This is a genomic window from Leptospira wolbachii serovar Codice str. CDC (genome assembly GCF_000332515.2).
Lineage (GTDB): Bacteria > Spirochaetota > Leptospiria > Leptospirales > Leptospiraceae > Leptospira_A > Leptospira_A wolbachii.
This window is the reverse complement of record NZ_AOGZ02000016.1, coordinates 219,847-237,082: the sequence shown is the minus strand read 5'-3', so window position 1 is coordinate 237,082 and position 17,236 is coordinate 219,847. Positions and strand designations below refer to the sequence as shown.

Genomic DNA, 17,236 nt, shown 5'->3' with positions numbered 1-17,236 from the left:
TCGTTTATTTTTATTCTCTAATAAAGGAAAGTTGGCTTTTTTCAGGAACGAGTCCCTTGTCTTCAAATTCACCTGATAAAGATTCATAGTTAGGTGAAAGTTTTATTTTCCACTTACCTTTTTCTTCGAGTAAGTCAGAATCTACAATATTTTTGCCACGGAAGATTTCGTTTTCATTCCATTTCATGATGATGTTTCCTTCCACATCTTCAGCTTCAATGGTCAAACGAACTGGTTTTACTTTGTTTTTTCCATCCCAGTACATAGCGGTCCAAGGACCGATAAACTTTTGTATGGCGGACTCTCCAAAAGTTTTAACTTTTTTTACATCAACGACTGTATCAGAAATGACTGAAGTGACAGGTTTTGAAAATAAACTCTCTCCGACACCTTTAGATACGGACTGAATGGCAAAAAAATAGAATTGGTTTTTCGTTAAGTTCTGTAATTTAAAATTTGATTCCGAAGTTTCTTTGACAAGACTCCAATCTGGATCATTTTTTTTACGCATATAAACTTTATAGGATGTTGCTTTAGGAATCAAATTCCAACTAAATAAAAATTCACCAGTTTTCCGGTTCTCGGAAACAGTCAACTCAGGAGGTTTTAAACCCATGGATCTACCTGCTACGAGAGATGGAAATCCAATGTCCGGCTCTGATGGAAGGCTAAATAATTCTCCTTCAAATTCAGAAGCAACAGCATAAAAAGATTCTTTTTCGTATGTGTCATTATCTTTGAATTGGAGCTCCAACGTCTTTGCAATTTCTTTCCATTGCCCGTTTGTTTTGCGGAATATGTGATAGGATACGGCACTCGGAGAACCTTCCCATTGCAAAATGGTTGCACCAGCATACAATCCTTTTGATGCGGTTAAATTTTTAGGTCTAGGTTTTAAAACTTCGGAAGGATCCAAGTGAGCAGAAACATAATTACTAGATTCCCCAACCAATTGGTTTCTTTCTGGGATTACTTGATAAATTTCACTATCACCGTTGCGGCTGGCTTTTAAATCGATATATGTAGTTTTTTCTGTTTTGCCAAGGAATCGATAGATCCGTGCCACCGGATTCCATTTGTAAACGGTATAGGTTGTGGAGATTGGTTGCGGGTCCCACTCTAATAAAATTCGATCATTTGTGGATGCGACTGAAGCACGAAGGTTTGTTACGGGTAGGATCCCTGCGGGTTTAGTTGGATCGACCGCATAACCATCGTTTGAATCAAGAGACGGTTTTGAAAGGAAGTTTTCATCCAGACTCGCCACTCGGTAATTGTAAGCAGTGTTTTTTTGGATTCCAAAGTCTTCAAAGAATGCTTGTTTGGAAAGTCCTACGAGTTGGTATTTACTGTCTATTTTTCGTTTGCGATAAACTTCATAACCGATAGCTCGTTTCTCTCTAGACCAACTGATCCGAATGCGATCGGAAAAGTCCCCTCGAGAGGCAAAAACTTCTTTAGGAGGAAATAGATTGTGTTCACCATACTCTAACGATTCTAATGCATCATTTAGTTTATTCTGTGTTAGGAGTTCGTTTTCAATTTCCGAATCGGCAACATAAACGGACTTCGTATATTTGGGAAAAGTTTCATAAGAAATCCATAGATACCCTTGGTCTCCCCAGGTTGTTCCCCAAGAATTCCATACTTTGAATGCTTTCTTTTTATCGTTATAACCTAAAATAACAAGGGATTGTGCCCCTAGAACTTCCCCAGCCCCTATCTCGAAGATGGAATCTGGTTTTGGATCTCTGAAATTTTCATAAACCAAATATCCAATGAGAACTGGTCTTTTTTCGGCTAACGCTAGTTTAATAGAAGTTAGATCGTGTGGCTCAATTCTATAAATCCTTCTCAGTCTGGCCTTTCTACCGGCTTCGACAATATTTGCTTTTGGCCTAGTACGGAAACTAGAAGAAGATTCATTCATCTGCTCCATGGAAACAGAACCTCTGCTTTCTGCAAGGATCAGCGCATCCAGAAGAGAGACGGCTTGGTCTTTTCCACTGTTGAGTTGGTTGTAAATAAAGTTAGGCGAGTATAATACCTTTTGCCCATTGGCAGAAGAGGGCCCTACCGAAGAAAGATTGCGGATTCCTTTTTTTTTAGCTTCTAAATAAGAAATGAGTCCATATCCAACCGTATAACCAACATTATCTTTATAGAGTCCTTGGTCTCCTGGTAGCGGAAACTCTGCACTGAGATCGGAACTTCCGGGTAGGTCGGAACTTGTCATTTCGGAGTGGAAGGATGGAATGGTTTGGTAGAGTTCGAAAGGATCGGGAACAAGGCCTGGTTTTCTTGCGGAGGATTTGGATTCTGTTTTTCCAGTAATGGGTTTGGGCTGGAATCCAAAAGTAATAAGGGAAACAGCGATGAAAATGGTTCCAATCGCAATTCGATGTTTGGTGTTCCGTAACATTTCAGTCCTCTTCTAAATCAAAGCTGATTGGGAGTCTATGTGCCATTCGTGTTGGTTTTCCTTTGTCGTATCCAGGAGAAAACCGAGCTCTTTGGATGATCCGAATAGCAGCTTCATCAAATCCATATCCTGCTCTACCAGAAACAATTTTAACACCTTGTAATCCACCGTGTTCATCCACTTGGACCATCACCACCACTGTTTTTTGGCTGATGTTGGCTGCTTTGGCAGCTTCAGGAAAATAAGCTTTCAAATCAAAATCAATGATGGGAGTGGGCGGTCGATCTCCATTGAAAGAAAATAAGTACCCATCTTTGTCAGTCCCATTCCCAGAGAGTTGGTTGGGATTCAAATCTGAATTGTCAGGTTTTTCTTCTGCGTCTTTGTTTGATCCTTCCACCCATTCTTGTTTTTCTACGGGAGCCGGGCTCGATGTTCCGCCGATCAGTTCCGGTGGAATCTCTTCAAAAGAAACATCCATATCTTCCATCGATGTTTCTTGGAAGGCAGCATTGCTGGGAAGGGTAAGTATAAAATAAATCAAATAACAAAATACATGCAAACCCACCGAAGCAAAAAGACTGGCTCGAAAGAGTCCGAACCGCCTCAGTTTGTATTGCAGATACAAGGTAAATGACTTCATAATACTACTTACTAGTGGTGGATATTCGGAGTAGAACTAGAAGACTGGTTGTGTTTTCCGCTAGTGATGAAACTTGCATGGATTTCTTTGGAAAGGATTTCCAAGTGACCAATGATGAGTTTCATTTTACGAGTAAAGTAATTGTTTGCCATCACCACTGGAATTGCAACTGCAAGTCCCGCAGCCGTAGCAAGTAGGGCAGTGGAAATACTACGCATCACCACTTCTGCTCCCGAGTTACCAAGAGTTCCTAATCCATAAAATGCCTTGATGACTCCAAGAACCGTTCCTAGTAGTCCGATGAAGGGAGTGTTATTTCCAAGAGTGTTGAGAATCGGAAGTCTTTCTTCCAGACCCAAACGTTCCTTAAGGATTTTCCCTTCCATCAATTCTTCTAGACCTTTGTGGTTTTCCTTCTCTCGTTCCAAAACGAAATGCATGAACCGAGTGTAGGAATTCTCCATAGGATGGGTTTCCAATAGTTTTTCCGTACCTTTTAGGTCTCGGTGGCGAACAAGAAGAGTGAGCGAATCCAGAAGAGACTCTGACTCTTTGTTAAAATTACGTTTATAAACAATCAACCTTTCAATAAATACGGCAATCGCGAGAATACTCGCAAATAACATAACGAGGAATATGATTTTTTCCCCAAGGTCTACGAAATCTTGCATTTGGAACCTTCTAACGGACAGAATTCTTTACCTTGGACTGCAATCAAAGAGAAAAATTACAGAAAAAGAACTTCGGTTGATTCCAAGTCGACCCCAAAGAAAGAATGATTCCAAGGATTGGTATGAAGGCAAAAGACATTCTTCCCAGTTTTTTGGGGCTCATTTTCATCGTTTTAGGCGTTTCTTTGGTAGTGTTCTATGCTACAAAGTCATGGGAAACATTCCTTGGTCTCTGTCCCAACAAAGATTTTTTGTCTTGGGATGAGAATATCCGATTGAACCAGGTGCTTGACCAATATGTCGACTTTCGGAATGGAAGTTGGTTTCGAGGGATTATGCCTTTTTTGGAAAGTCCCACTTGGCCACCACTTCGATCCCTATTAACATTTGTTACGCTATATTTACCAATTGATGCTTATGAAACCTATCGTGATTCTTTTTTAGGACTTTTGTTTTTGATTTTGGTATATCCTGCTTTGGTTTACATTTCGTACCGGATAACAAAGTCTCTACTTTGGTCTGGAATCATTTCAGGACTTATTTTTATTCTTACCATCCAAACAGGAGAGGTGCCTGCGTATTCTCTTTCTTCTATGTTGGAAACCCAGTCTATGTTCTTTCTTTTGTTTTCTATTTATGCCATCTACCGATTGTATGATATGGATAATCGGGAATCGGAAATTGATTCCGGAACCAAGTGGCTTGTTTTCTTTTCTCTATTCGGATTTTATTTTACGAAATACCCGTATGGGATTTTATTCTTTATGGCATGTTTTGCCTATGAACTCTTAAGATCCACATCCACATACAAAGATGCTTTACTCTATCTATTAAAGAATTATGCCAGAGGCATTCGGCTATTATACCTGATTTTCGTTGTGCTTATGGTTTTTTCTTTACCAGTACTACGAGTGGTCACAAAGATCAATCTAAACCAAAAAGGATTCAAACAGTTTATGTTTGGAATCACCTTTGTTCTGTTTGTGGATCTTTCTGTTTATTTTTTCCGCAAACGGGATGCAATTCAAAAAGTATTTCCGAAAACCGCAGTGGTTCTATGGGTTTATGCCATTTTCCCTGCCTTTTTATGGTTATTTATGAACCCGGACCGCGTGAATGCACTCATTGATGCTCAAATGATTGTGAATGCCTACACTCGTAGTTTTTTCTTAACTCTTTGGACAGAGCCTGGCCTGGATCCCTCCACACCAGGGGTATTTGACTTTATCTGGGGATTTCGAACCCTCATCCTTTTTTCTGTTTTGTCTTTGGTTTACTTTTTATTTCGATCGGGAACCAAATTTCAAACAAAATTAAAAGATCCCCTTCTTGCAGGAACACTCATTCTATTTTTAGAACTTCTGATTTTAGAACTCACTACGGGAAACAAACAACCAAGACATGTTTTACAATTCATTCCTTCCATTGGTCTTGTAGGATATCTTTGGATTTTGCGTTTGTACGAACTCGCTGATAACAAAATGGAAAGATTGGCTTCTGTTTCTGTTTTTTTACTTACTTCCCTTTTTGTATTTTCCAATTCTATTTATTCGCAAGGCATTTTGTCGGGAGAGTTTTATGAAAAGAAAATGTTTTGTTATCGAGGAATGAATGCGAGTGATTTCCAACCAGCAAGAGAGATCGCCGAACAGATATCACCCGATAAAAAATATGTTCTCATCAACGCATTTCATTTTGAGGAAAAATATGGCTCTCGTGGCCGTGTGCTTGCTTCCGATTTCGATCTTGCTATGAAACTAAAGACTTATAAAACAGGGATGGTACGAAACGACCACAAATACCGATGGAAAGAATGGACAGATTTTGATTCCGTTCTTTTATTAAGTGATGTTTGCCCTGATAGTTTTGTAGAAGAAAAATTTGAAAACCGAACAAAAATCTTGAATAGTAAGGCAACGTTACTGTCTACTTATAGAGAGAGTTCCGGTATTGCTTGTCTTCAAGAATATAAATTGCTCAAATAGAGAAAAAGAATTATGAGTATTGCTTCCTTTTCCATCAAACGACCCATTTTCATATCTTCATTAGTCATCATCATGGTGATTACTGGTTTTATTTCCCTGAAACGAATTGGCGTCGATCTTTTCCCCGACATCAACATTCCCTTCGTTGTCGTTTCTACTGTATATCCTGGGGCTGGTCCAGAAGAGATAGAAACATCTATTTCTAAACCATTGGAAGAAGAACTCAGTTCCATTTCTGGCCTCAAACGGATCACATCGAGAAACCAAGAGGGGATTTCTATGGTGTTTGCGGAATTCAACCTAACCACAGACATCAAATACGCCGAACAACAAGTTCGGGATAAAACAGCTCGTGTGAAACCACTCTTTCCTGAATCTTCAAAAGAACCACTGGTGCAAAGGTTTGATCCTTCTGACCAACCTATCATGAGGATCTCACTTTTTGCTGACCTCCCAGAAGGTGAACTCTATGATTTGGCAAAAGAGAAAATCAAAACCAAACTCGAACAAGTCAACAACGTAGGTGCGGTAAAAATCATTGGTGGTTCTCGTAGAGAAATTCATATCGAGCTTGATCGAAATAAAATCAATGCCTTCCAAGTTCCGGCCATCTCCATTGGGAACCAAATCAAAAACTCTGGTGTCAACATTCCTGCGGGAAAAGTAGAAGGTGGCGATAAAGAAACTTCGTTTCGAACGGTTGCCAAATATGAATCGTTATCTCAAATTGAGAACACCGTTGTTTCTTTTGGTGGAGAGTTTGGACGAGGGGTTCTTGTCAAAGATTTAGGGCAAGTGAAAGATACTCTCCAAGATCGCCAAACGCTTGGTATGTTGTATGCGCCAATCAGTGCAGAAGAACACGATGAACCTTCCATTATTGGGAAATTATTATTCAAATACGATGCTCCTAAAAAAGAGAGGGTCCAAAAGAAAGCCCTTTTCTTAGATGTGTATAAACAATCGGGAGCGAACACAGTCGAAGTCGCCGATGGAATCCTAGGCAAAATTGACACCATTAATGCTCAAATCAAAGATCTCAAAGGAGCACCTAAAGTTATTTTAATTCGAGATGGATCTAAATGGATCCGTGCGAACATTGAAGACGTAACCATCGCGATCATCCTTGGGATTTTGCTCGCGGTTATCGTAGTGTATCTTTTTCTCGGGAACGTCCGCTCCACCCTCATCACTGGTATGGCACTCCCTAACTCCATGTTAGGTGCTTTTATCATTATGTATGCCATGGGTTTTACCATGAACGTAATGACCCTACTTGCCCTATCCCTTGCGGTAGGACTTCTCGTAGATGATGCCATTGTGGTTCGGGAAAATATCTTCCGTAAACTGGAAGAAGGGGAATCCGTCATTGTTGCGGCAAGGAAAGGAACAGAAGAAGTAACTCTTGCAGTTATCGGAACTTCCTTAACGGTCATTGCTGTATTTCTTCCTATTGGTTTTCTTTCTGGAATTGTAGGTCAGTTTTTTAAACAATTTGGGTTAACAGTGGTTTTTGCGATGATCATCTCGCTCTTTGATGGTCTGACCGTAGCACCGATGTTATCCGCTTATTTTGCCGGGAAAACAGACATCCATAAAAAGAAAAACATAGTCCTTCGTAACTTTGATAAATTTCAAGATTTTCTGGACAGAATGTACGGAATCATCATGAAGTTTGCTTTGAAAAAACCATGGGCCGTTATTTTACTTACTTTCCTTACCTTAGTTACTAGTATCTTTTCGCTTGCCTTTGTAAAAAAGACCTTCTTACCTGCGAACGATCAAGGTGAGTTTATGGTGAATGTGGAAATGGCTCCAGGAACTTCCTTACATGGAACGTCCGAAACGGTAGAACAAATCCAAAACGAAATCATTAAATCGATTCCTGAATTAGAACTCCTCGCTACGGTTGTGGGAAATAGTGATGGGGAGTCCAATATTGCCACCATTGGTGTTGCCCTCCTTCCTGCCGAATACCGTAGGCGAACCACAGGGGATGTGAAAGACCAAATCCGTGAGTTCTTAAAGGCCTACCCACATGCTAGACCGAAAGTGAACGACTATTCGGCGATAGGTGGTGGGGTACAATACCCATTCAACTTGAACTTAAAAGGGGAAAACTTAAAAGATCTAGAAGCCTATTCCTTTAAAGTAATGGAAGAACTGCGTAAGGTTCCGGATTTAACAGACGTGGATACAACCTACCGAACGGGGAAACCAGAATTTCAAGTGGTGCCAAACCGTGCTAAAATGCAAACAGTCGGTGTGGTTGCTGGTGTGATGGGAGCAGAGCTTCGTTACCATATTGAAGGTGGGGAAGTGGCTAAGTATTTAGAAAACGGAATCGAGTATGACGTTCGCCTTCGGCTTAAAGAGGAACAACGAAATCTTCGTAAGTCCTTCTATGAAACCCGAGTGCCAAACATCCAGAACCGACTCATTCCTCTCAGTGCCATTGCGGAAGGAAAAGAAAGTAGCTCTCCTGCAAGGATCATTCGAGAAGACAGGTCCCGTGTAGTTCCTATCAATGCAAACCTTGCTCCGGGAGGAGCCATTGCTTCCGCATCGGAATCAGCAGCAAAAATTTTAAAAGATAAATTGCCGCCACCTCCGGGAATCACATATTCCTTTGTGGGTCAATCGGAAGACTTTAAGGAGCTTTTACAAAACATAGTCCTTGCTTTCGGTATGGCACTCATCTTCATCTATCTTGTGTTAGCTTCTCTTTATGAGTCTTTTATCACACCGATTACGATACTTTTTGCCATCCCTCCAGCCATCTCCGGAGCATTCTTTGCTTTGGCTCTCACAGGTGAGATGCTGAATTTATTCAGTATGATTGGGCTCATTCTCCTTATGGGACTTGTGGCCAAAAACTCCATCCTTCTTGTGGATCACGCCATCCTTGCCATGAAAGAACATGGAATGACTAGAGATGAAGCCATCTTTGATGCGGGATCTAAAAGACTACGTCCCATCCTTATGACATCACTTGCGATGATTGCGGGAACTCTACCGATTGCTCTGGGAATTGGAGAAGCATCTAAATCGAGAACAGCGATGGGAATTGCAATCATTGGAGGACTTGTTCTTTCGACTCTCATCACTCTCATTGTGGTGCCAGCAGTGTTTGGATACATTGATCGTTTGCGTGAAAAGATCGAAGGAGCCTTCCGCCCCGATTTCGAAATCCGACCAGAAGATTTAGAGGACTAACCAGAAAACTTACTGATTCCCCGGGATAAATTTAAACTTGCCCAAACTTTGAATTCGGCGTTCCCTTGCTTACATGTCCAGCGAACGCCGAATTTACAAACGTATCTCCGAAAAAGTCCATCTCACATACCGGGTGATCCAATCGGGGGCCGGCTCGGCCCAGTTTTTACCCAAAGATAAGGGGGAAGGAGAATCCCAAGACATCTCAGAAGGCGGACTATTGTTTCGAACCAAAGAACCCATGTCTCTTGGAACAAGGTTGGAATTAGAATTAAGATTCCCAGACGTAAAGTACGTTTTGTACCCAAAGGCAAAGGTCGTACGTTTGGAAGAATTTGGAGAGGGCGCTTTTTATGAAGTGGGTCTTGAATTTAACCAAATGTTCGACGATGATCAAAAACTTTTGTTAGAACACATTAGCCGATTAGAAATTTAGAATTCAATGTTCGCCTATCTTGAACAATTGATTGGTGTTTAGGTAGAGCATGCCCGTGTTTCACAGGCTTTTTGTCTTTTTCCGAGGGAATCCTCTCGATCCTATTTCCCTTCTTGCCGTTTATTCCGAAATCATCAGTAAACTGTACTTCCTCGGTTTTGCTTATTGCCTTGCTTACATTCAGAGTGTGTATTTGGAATGGAATGCTCTGGATCAGACCAATTGTATTCTTTCAGCCATTGAGTTGGTATTCAGCATTATCCTTGTTTGTACTTCTTTTTTCTATAGGCATATTTTTCGGATCGCACCGATTCTTGTCCGTTTGACTTTTTTTCTTTTGGTTCTAGTAGAAATCGAAACAGGATTTCACGATCCCGTTATTCCTTATTTTGATCCAAGGAATTGGTTAACCATTACAGCTCTTCTTGCCACATCTTCTTTCTTTTACCCCGGACTTGTATGGCAGTACATTTTAGAATGGTCTTTTGTTCTCTTAATTTATATTTTCCGAGTCTACTTTGCCAACCAAACCGTCATTCCAGAAGAAACCTGGCGAGAGATGTCTACGATTTTCCCTTTGTTTCTTGTGGCTTTCTTTTTGAACCATTGGTGGTTTCGAACTCGGTATATTGCTGCTTATCGTGGTATGCTACTGGAAGAGAAACGCAGAACATTTTTTCAAGATATTCATGATAGTTTGGGTTCCCAACTTACCGACTTGGTTCTACTCAGTCAAAGGATGGAAAAAACTCCATCCGAGATTACACATACGCAGTTACAAAAACTAAAACAACTTTCTGAGTCCGCCCTTCAGTCCTTACGTACTCAAGTTCAAGAAGAAGACCAAAGAGAATTGTTTCAAGAGTCCATGTTAGATGGACTAAAACTTTCAATCAAAAAGAGATACAAACTTGCCGGCCGTGAGATAATGTTGGAATGGAATTCTGTTGGAGAAGAAACCATTATCAAAATTCGAGATCCAGAAATAGCTCACCATATCCTTCAAATCTTCAAAGAAATCACAACCAATGACTTGCGACATGGGACTGGAACCTCCACTTGGCGGATAGAACGAACGAATGAACATTTGTTATTTCAATTTGTTTCTGAATTACAAAAAGTTTCGGAAGGAGAAGAAAATTTTAAACTCACAACATTTAAACAAAATTTCATTGAATCCGGAGTCGGCGAACGAGGGTTACAACAAAGAATTAAATCTTTAAACGGGGAGATCTCCATCCAAGAATCACCTTATCAAATCAAAATGAAACTTCCTATTGGACTCTTCGATCTATGAAACCTATTACTATTGGAATCATCGAAGATAATTTGGATTTTTTGTCATCCTTATGTGGGGTATTAAAAGAAAATCCGAATTTAAATTTAACCACTTGGAATTCTGCAGAAGAGTTTTGGGCCGACGAACCGAAGGAATGGGATCTTCTTATTTTGGACATTGGACTTCCCGGCATGAGTGGAATCGATGTACTAAAAACTTATCATACTGCTGAATCGAGAAAGAGTCTAGTGATATCTTCCTTACAAACCGATGATGCTATCTTTTCTGCACTTCGCAATGGAGCTTCCGGATACATTTGGAAGTCCGAACTGGATTCATTGCATGATACCATCCAAACTTTACTCGATGGGGGGAGCGTAATTTCTCCTTCGATTGCCGCAAAAGTATTGTTATCTTTTCGAAAACCCCAAACCAATTTGGATCCCCTCGGGGTTGGGGTGGAAGTGTTAACACCGAGAGAGAGGCAAATTTTGGAGCTCATTGTAGAAGGGGACAACCCCCAACAAATTGCCTCTTTATTTGGAACGACAGTTGGGACGGTTCGCCAACAAATCAAGGCGATCTATAAAAAACTCCAAGTGAATACAAGAGTCCAAATGCTAAAAAAAGCCCGCCAATTCGGAATCTTTTAGTTCTATTTATACCACTTGGGATATTGAACTAAAAGAATTTTCTGTTATTCTGGTTCGATGTCCCTTTTTCTATATAAATTACAAAGCGTACGCATCTTTTTAATTTTTTTGTTTTTTTTTGCAGGCTTTAAGCAATTGTGCCACACCCATCATAAAGGCAATTGATGCCAATGACATAGCTAAAATCCAGCAAGAACTTGATAAAGGTGCAGATATAAACGAATACAAGGTATTTTATTATACACCCATTATCAGAGCTGTACTTGCAGGCAAAAAAGATTTGGTTGAATACCTAATATCAAAAGGTGCCGATCCCAATGGAAGGGGTTCTGGTCAATGGGGGCCTAACCGGTTAATTCCCACGATTTATATTGCGACTACGTTAGGTGATGGCGATATGGTCAAATTACTGTTGTCCAAAGGAGCAAATCCAGCGTTACGGGCCGAGTATCAATGGACGAGGTCTGAGGCACCTTATCATAATTACGAACCGAAAGGAAATGCTTTGAATGCAATTGTAGAAACCACAAAAGCGTATGAACAATTTGTGCAAAGTGGAAATGTAGCACCTGATAATACTTCCGAATTTCAAAAGGAATTTAAAGTATACCAAACCAACAGTACAGAAATTGCAAAAATTCTGATTCGAGACAAAAGGGTATTGGATGATTCTGAAAACTTAGCTTCCGCTTTTGTGGGCTTTCTCAAAATCAAACAAACTGATATTGCGAATCTGATTTTCGATTCTATCCCCCAGAAATCAATTGATAATCGAATGTACCATCAAATCATTCAAATTTATCGCTCCGATTTTCTCAAAAAATTATTGGCAAAATCGAAACCTCTGACACCACTTCCTGGCGAATTCAATCTATTCGAATATGCAGTCTTTATGACTGGCGGAGGAGACAATTGTTTACCAAACACATCAGGTGGAGCCATCAAATTTGACCATTTCAAAAATGAAGAGGAAAGAATTCGTCACGCTAATTACGCGAATTATCAAATGGTCGTGGAAACTTTGTCTGGAATATATAGCGCTAAAGCAGTGGATAACCATCGTCGAAACTATATTACCCAGCAAATCCTGAAAAACAACTTATACCAATTCTCTTGTCTTACAGCCTTAGTAAAAACAAACAAAATCAATATCAATTCCCCAGATAAATATGGTTGGGCACCAATCCATTATGCCGTCCTTTATTCTTCTTACGAAGAAATTGAAAAATTACTTTTGTTAGGCGCAAATCCAGATATAAAAACTAAAGAGGTTCCAGAAGACCAAAGATCGGTTTACTTAAGAAATGGATTTATCTATCATCCGCGCCCCAATATTTCAGCAAAAGAAATGGCATTAACTACAAATAGCAATTATCAAAGGTTATTTAAAAATTAAAAAGGAAAAACAAATGAAACTTTTGCATTTCATCATTATCACTTTCTCTGTCGTTAATTGTGCATCCAATATGCTTTTGTTTGTGGACAAAACTCCATTGCCAGACGGGGTTCATAAAAATACAAAACCATTCATAAAAGAAAAAGTTCAATTGGTGATTGTACGTAAAGGGGCCTTATGCACGGACAGTCCAGTCGAATGTAAATCTAGTATCACTGGTTTATATCCAGAAAGTTTGTATTCAAAATATGGGGAAGGGTCTTCCTCGTCCGTTTATGGTAGCAAAGCATATTCTGCATTGATGAAACATTTACCTAAAATGGTATCCAATTATGAGATTCGCTCCTTCCAGTCTATTGTAGAATGGGATTATTTTAGAAATGAATATAAACCGAATGTGATGGTGATCACAATTGGAGAGGATCCTTCTATGCATTGGAGTATGTTCGTTTCTGTGGCCACTATTGCGATTGTTCCCGGTTACAATCCCATCCAACCGACTACCGAAATAGTCTATTATGATAAAAATGGAGTTGGGAAGGAAATTCAATATACGACTTTTTCACGAGGGCATGTGTGGCACCATCTTACTTTTTTTGGTTGGGCTTATGTCTATTCACATATTATTTCAGAAGATATGTATGATGCCTATTTTGAAGAAGTTTTTAGTACAGCGGTTCCACTGAAGGAAAAATGAGAGGGACACTGTCTCAGAAATAGGCAGTAGAAGGTGGTGAAGCGGGCGAATGTTTGAATGTACCTCGACAATTTATACCATCTGGTAAATGGACAAACCTCTAGGAATAGGATATCCTAGACTAATCGACTTACCAAAATACAAAGAAACCGGACTAGAGTGTATCGATTGGATCTCTGCTCTTTTAATGAAACTAAGACTGGTTCTGTGGTTTGGAGTCTACTTTGCCCTTGTGTTTTTTATGAACTGGGTTTTCTAGTCTGCATTGATCTAGGAAATCAGAGAACATAAAAAACAAAGAAAAGTCTAAACCATACAGTCCTTTTTTATACTATTTGGTATATAGACAAATTCCTTTCCATCCGGTACAATGCAGTCTGAATGCCGATCTATTTTACTATTGGATCGGTTTTGTAGCGTATGATTTCCATTAACATTCCAGTGCTTGAGGCAGATGCCATTTGCGAAAAGAAGCGCAAGTGGCATTTTTTTTCAATCCATCAGATGTTTGATTTCTTTGAGAAGAGTGGACTTTCCGGACATTAGCTTTTTCTCAGATGCTTTGATGGATTCTTTTTTGCCAGGCCTAGCAAAGAATTGTTCAAGGACTACTTCTTTGAGGGTTTCTTCAAACCACATTCGGGTTTGGTCTGCTCGATTTTTCGCATAATAACCGTTTGTTTTTGTGGTGGAAATATAATCCAAAATCAGTTTCCAGATTTCATCAATTCCCTTTCCGCCAATGCTACTGCAAGTAGTGGCTCTGGGTGTCCATTTGGATTCTGGAGCAGGGAAGAGGTGGAGGGCAGATTCGTATTCGACCCTGGCCCGCATCGCATAAGGTTCATTGGGTCCATCGGCTTTATTGATGGCGATGAGGTCAGCCATCTCCATAATTCCCCGTTTGATTCCTTGGAGTTCGTCCCCGGCGCCGGCAAGCATGAGTAATAAGAAAAAATCCACCATGGAGTGGACCTGTGTTTCCGATTGTCCCACACCGACTGTTTCAATGATGATGGTATCAAACCCTGCGGCTTCACAAAGGTACATGGATTCGCGTGTTTTTCTAGCTACCCCTCCCAAAGAACCGCTGCTAGGCGAAGGCCGAATGAAGGCATTGGCAGACTTGGATAGAACCTCCATCCTTGTTTTGTCTCCCAAAATAGAACCTTTGGTTCTTTGGCTACTGGGATCAATGGCAAGTACTGCGAGTTTGTGATTTTGTTCTAGGAGATAACTCCCAAAACTTTCGATGAAAGTGGATTTCCCAACGCCGGGAACTCCTGTGATTCCAATCCGAATGGAATTGCCAACCTTAGGCATCACAAGTTCTAAAATGGCTTGGGCTTTGTCATTATGAACTTCCAAGTTACTTTCTACTAGAGTGATGGCCTTGGCAAGATGGGTTCGGTTTCCCGATAGAACTCCATCGGCTAATTCTTCTACTGTGGTTTCTTTTCGGGAAAGTGTTTTTCTTTGGTCCCGAATGTAAGGAGAAATGGCAGGGGCATCTGCAACACCGGGATTTACCGAAAGAGCAGACTTTGGATTTGGATCCGGTTCTTTCGTTTTCTTTTTGCCCATATCCTCTTTTGGTGTTTCCATAATGGTTTTATATCTTACCTGCGGAAATTTAAAAAAACACCGACTGTCACTATGGACAAATCGGTGTTTGGTGGATAGAGATCCTTTTGTAACCTTAAGCGGCTCTTCTTTCGCCGAGGAGGAGATTCAGAATTTGTTTGGCAGCTTCTGAAATCACAGTTCCCGGTCCAAAAATCGCAGTGGCCCCAGACTTATAGAGGAAGTCGTAGTCTTGGGCTGGAATCACTCCGCCGACCACCACAAGTACATCTTCCGCACCGAGTTTCTTTAATTCCTCAATCACTTGGGGAACCAAAGTTTTGTGGCCGGCAGCAAGAGAAGACACTCCTAAGATATGGCAATCGTTTTCGACAACTTGTTTGGCGACCTCTGCGGGAGTTTGGAAAAGAGGCCCGATATCAACGTCAAAGCCCATATCCGCAAAACTAGTAGAGATCACTTTGGCACCACGATCGTGTCCGTCTTGGCCCATCTTGGCTACCATGATCCGTGGACGACGTCCTTCCAGTTGCGCAAATTCATCAGCAAGGGACCTTGCTTCCAGGTACCCTTTGTCTTCGGAAATTTCGGAGGAATACACTCCTGAGATGGAACGAATCACTGCTTTGTACCTCCCAAATACTTTTTCCATGGCATAAGAAATTTCGCCGAGAGAGGCACGTTTGCGAGCAGCATCCACTGCCAGCTCTAAAAGATTCCCCTCACCAGTTTCGGCACATTTGGTAATGGCATTTAACGCAGCTTCTACGGCAGAACTATCTCGATCTTTTTTCATTTGTTCCAAACGTTTGATTTGGGCAATACGAACAGCGGTATTATCAATGTCTAAAATATCAATGGGAGCTTCTTTATCCAAACGGAAACGGTTCACTCCCACAATCACATCTTTGCCTGAATCGATCCGAGCCTGTTTTCTTGCAGATGCTTCTTCGATTCGCATCTTAGGAATTCCCGTTTCAATTGCTTCTGCCATGCCACCTAACTTTTGTACTTCGAGGATGAGGCTCCAAGCTTTGTGTACCAGATCGTTTGTGAGTTTTTCTACATAAAAGGAACCACCCCAAGGATCGATCACACGGTTGATGTTTGTTTCTTCTTGTAAGTAGATTTGTGTATTTCTTGCAATCCTTGCTGAGAAGTCGGTAGGAAGAGCAATGGCTTCATCCAACGCATTGGTATGTAAGGACTGAGTGTGGCCAAGGGCTGCGGCCATTGCTTCGATACAAGTCCTTCCTACGTTGTTGAAAGGGTCTTGTTCGGTGAGGGACCAACCCGAAGTTTGGCAGTGGGTCCGGAGCGCCAAAGATTTGTTAGACTTTGGTTTGAATTGGTTCACAATTTTTGCCCAAAGAAGACGACCCGCACGCATTTTGGCAATTTCCATAAAATGGTTCATCCCAATCGCCCAAAAGAAAGAGAGGCGAGGAGCAAACTCATCTACAGTGAGTCCAGAAGCTATTCCTGTTTTGATGTATTCCCAACCATCTGCAAGGGTATAAGCAAGCTCCAAATCAGCAGTAGCGCCGGCCTCTTGCATATGGTATCCCGAGATGGAGATGGAGTTAAACTTGGGCATGTACTTGGAAGTATAACCAAAGATGTCTGCGATGATTTTCATAGAGTGTTTGGGTGGGTAAATGTATGTGTTACGCACCATAAACTCTTTCAAAATATCATTTTGGATGGTGCCGGAAAGTTTGTCTTTGGAGACTCCTTGTTCTTCTGCGGCAACGATATAAAAGGCAAGGACTGGAATGACGGCCCCATTCATAGTCATGGAAACTGACATTTGGTCGAGTGGGATTTGGTCGAAGAGGATTTTCATATCCAATACCGAATCGATCGCCACACCAGCCTTTCCCACATCTCCTACCACTCGTTCGTGGTCTGAGTCGTATCCACGGTGGGTGGCAAGGTCAAAGGCAACGGAAAGTCCTTTTTGGCCGGCAGCTAAGTTTCTACGATAAAAAGCATTGGATTCTTCGGCAGTGGAAAATCCTGCATACTGGCGGACCGTCCAAGGTTTATTCACATACATGGTGGAATAGGGTCCGCGTAAGTAAGGCGGAATTCCTGCAGCATAGTTGAGATGTTCCATTCCTTCCAAATCAGTTTTCGCATAACGAGATTGAATGGAGATTCCTTCTGCTGTTTGCCAAAGGGAAATAGCCTTTGGGTCTGGTTTATTGGAACCGAAAGAAAGAGGGAGTTTTGCAAAATTAGGTTTGTTCAT

General features: G+C 41.0%; 12 protein-coding genes. 7 read left to right on the top strand and 5 right to left on the bottom strand.

The window, feature by feature from the left end; genetic code table 11:
• Nucleotides 1-10: 10 nt before the first annotated feature.
• The 3 genes from LEP1GSC195_RS18555 to LEP1GSC195_RS18545 are packed head-to-tail and all read right to left on the bottom strand — an operon-like array spanning nt 11 to nt 3,736.
• Entirely contained in the window at nt 11-2,422 is a 2,412-nt protein-coding gene (locus LEP1GSC195_RS18555; RefSeq protein WP_015682856.1) for a fibronectin type III domain-containing protein, read from the bottom strand.
• Between the two features lies 1 nt (nt 2,423).
• Nucleotides 2,424-3,065 carry an energy transducer TonB gene (locus tag LEP1GSC195_RS18550; protein ID WP_015683036.1) on the bottom strand — a complete coding sequence of 214 codons (642 nt, stop codon included), beginning with the start codon at nt 3,063-3,065 and terminating at the stop codon, nt 2,424-2,426.
• 11 nt (nt 3,066-3,076) lie between these two features.
• On the bottom strand, nt 3,077-3,736 hold the full coding sequence (locus LEP1GSC195_RS18545) for a MotA/TolQ/ExbB proton channel family protein (RefSeq protein WP_015682892.1): 660 nt from the start codon (nt 3,734-3,736) through the stop codon (nt 3,077-3,079).
• Nucleotides 3,737-3,858: 122 nt separating this feature from the next.
• Between LEP1GSC195_RS18545 and LEP1GSC195_RS18540 the strand changes: the two genes are divergently transcribed.
• The 7 genes from LEP1GSC195_RS18540 to LEP1GSC195_RS18510 all read left to right on the top strand — a co-directional run bounded on the left by LEP1GSC195_RS18540 (nt 3,859) and on the right by LEP1GSC195_RS18510 (nt 13,398).
• Nucleotides 3,859-5,721 (top strand): hypothetical protein, encoded by a 1,863-nt coding sequence (locus LEP1GSC195_RS18540; RefSeq protein ID WP_015682950.1) that lies wholly within the window; start codon nt 3,859-3,861, stop codon nt 5,719-5,721.
• A gap of 12 nt (nt 5,722-5,733) precedes the next feature.
• Nucleotides 5,734-8,937: an efflux RND transporter permease subunit gene (locus LEP1GSC195_RS18535; RefSeq protein ID WP_015683001.1), complete on the top strand. Its 3,204-nt coding sequence runs from the start codon at nt 5,734-5,736 to the stop codon at nt 8,935-8,937.
• 73 nt (nt 8,938-9,010) lie between these two features.
• Entirely contained in the window at nt 9,011-9,373 is a 363-nt protein-coding gene (locus tag LEP1GSC195_RS18530) for a PilZ domain-containing protein (protein ID WP_015682956.1), read from the top strand.
• 49 nt (nt 9,374-9,422) lie between these two features.
• On the top strand, nt 9,423-10,670 hold the full coding sequence (locus tag LEP1GSC195_RS18525; protein WP_015682842.1) for a sensor histidine kinase: 1,248 nt from the start codon (nt 9,423-9,425) through the stop codon (nt 10,668-10,670).
• Nucleotides 10,667-11,305: a response regulator transcription factor gene (locus LEP1GSC195_RS18520; protein WP_015682891.1), complete on the top strand. Its 639-nt coding sequence runs from the start codon at nt 10,667-10,669 to the stop codon at nt 11,303-11,305. The genes LEP1GSC195_RS18525 and LEP1GSC195_RS18520 overlap by 4 nt, the downstream gene beginning before the upstream one ends.
• A 118-nt stretch (nt 11,306-11,423) precedes the next feature.
• Nucleotides 11,424-12,701, top strand: coding sequence for an ankyrin repeat domain-containing protein (locus LEP1GSC195_RS18515; protein WP_015682860.1), 1,278 nt, complete (start codon nt 11,424-11,426; stop codon nt 12,699-12,701).
• 13 nt (nt 12,702-12,714) lie between these two features.
• Nucleotides 12,715-13,398: a hypothetical protein gene (locus LEP1GSC195_RS18510; RefSeq protein ID WP_015683006.1), complete on the top strand. Its 684-nt coding sequence runs from the start codon at nt 12,715-12,717 to the stop codon at nt 13,396-13,398.
• 492 nt (nt 13,399-13,890) lie between these two features.
• On the opposite strand, the gene meaB is transcribed toward LEP1GSC195_RS18510, so the two are convergent.
• A complete protein-coding gene (gene meaB / locus LEP1GSC195_RS18505; protein WP_015682989.1) occupies nt 13,891-15,003 on the bottom strand; it encodes a methylmalonyl Co-A mutase-associated GTPase MeaB in 1,113 nt (370 codons plus the stop codon).
• 94 nt (nt 15,004-15,097) lie between these two features.
• Nucleotides 15,098-17,236: a methylmalonyl-CoA mutase gene (gene scpA, locus LEP1GSC195_RS18500; RefSeq protein WP_015683029.1), complete on the bottom strand. Its 2,139-nt coding sequence runs from the start codon at nt 17,234-17,236 to the stop codon at nt 15,098-15,100.

What these genes read in the sequence shown, in the direction of transcription:
- LEP1GSC195_RS18555 (WP_015682856.1), bottom strand. Translation starts at nt 2,422, where the DNA reads ATGTTACGGAACACCAAACATCGAATTGCGATTGGAACCATTTTCATC.
- LEP1GSC195_RS18550 (WP_015683036.1), bottom strand. Translation starts at nt 3,065, where the DNA reads ATGAAGTCATTTACCTTGTATCTGCAATACAAACTGAGGCGGTTCGGA.
- LEP1GSC195_RS18545 (WP_015682892.1), bottom strand. Translation starts at nt 3,736, where the DNA reads ATGCAAGATTTCGTAGACCTTGGGGAAAAAATCATATTCCTCGTTATG.
- LEP1GSC195_RS18540 (WP_015682950.1), top strand. Translation starts at nt 3,859, where the DNA reads ATGAAGGCAAAAGACATTCTTCCCAGTTTTTTGGGGCTCATTTTCATC.
- LEP1GSC195_RS18535 (WP_015683001.1), top strand. Translation starts at nt 5,734, where the DNA reads ATGAGTATTGCTTCCTTTTCCATCAAACGACCCATTTTCATATCTTCA.
- LEP1GSC195_RS18530 (WP_015682956.1), top strand. Translation starts at nt 9,011, where the DNA reads ATGTCCAGCGAACGCCGAATTTACAAACGTATCTCCGAAAAAGTCCAT.
- LEP1GSC195_RS18525 (WP_015682842.1), top strand. Translation starts at nt 9,423, where the DNA reads ATGCCCGTGTTTCACAGGCTTTTTGTCTTTTTCCGAGGGAATCCTCTC.
- LEP1GSC195_RS18520 (WP_015682891.1), top strand. Translation starts at nt 10,667, where the DNA reads ATGAAACCTATTACTATTGGAATCATCGAAGATAATTTGGATTTTTTG.
- LEP1GSC195_RS18510 (WP_015683006.1), top strand. Translation starts at nt 12,715, where the DNA reads ATGAAACTTTTGCATTTCATCATTATCACTTTCTCTGTCGTTAATTGT.
- meaB (WP_015682989.1), bottom strand. Translation starts at nt 15,003, where the DNA reads ATGGAAACACCAAAAGAGGATATGGGCAAAAAGAAAACGAAAGAACCG.
- scpA (WP_015683029.1), bottom strand. Translation starts at nt 17,236, where the DNA reads ATGAACAAACCTAATTTTGCAAAACTCCCTCTTTCTTTCGGTTCCAAT.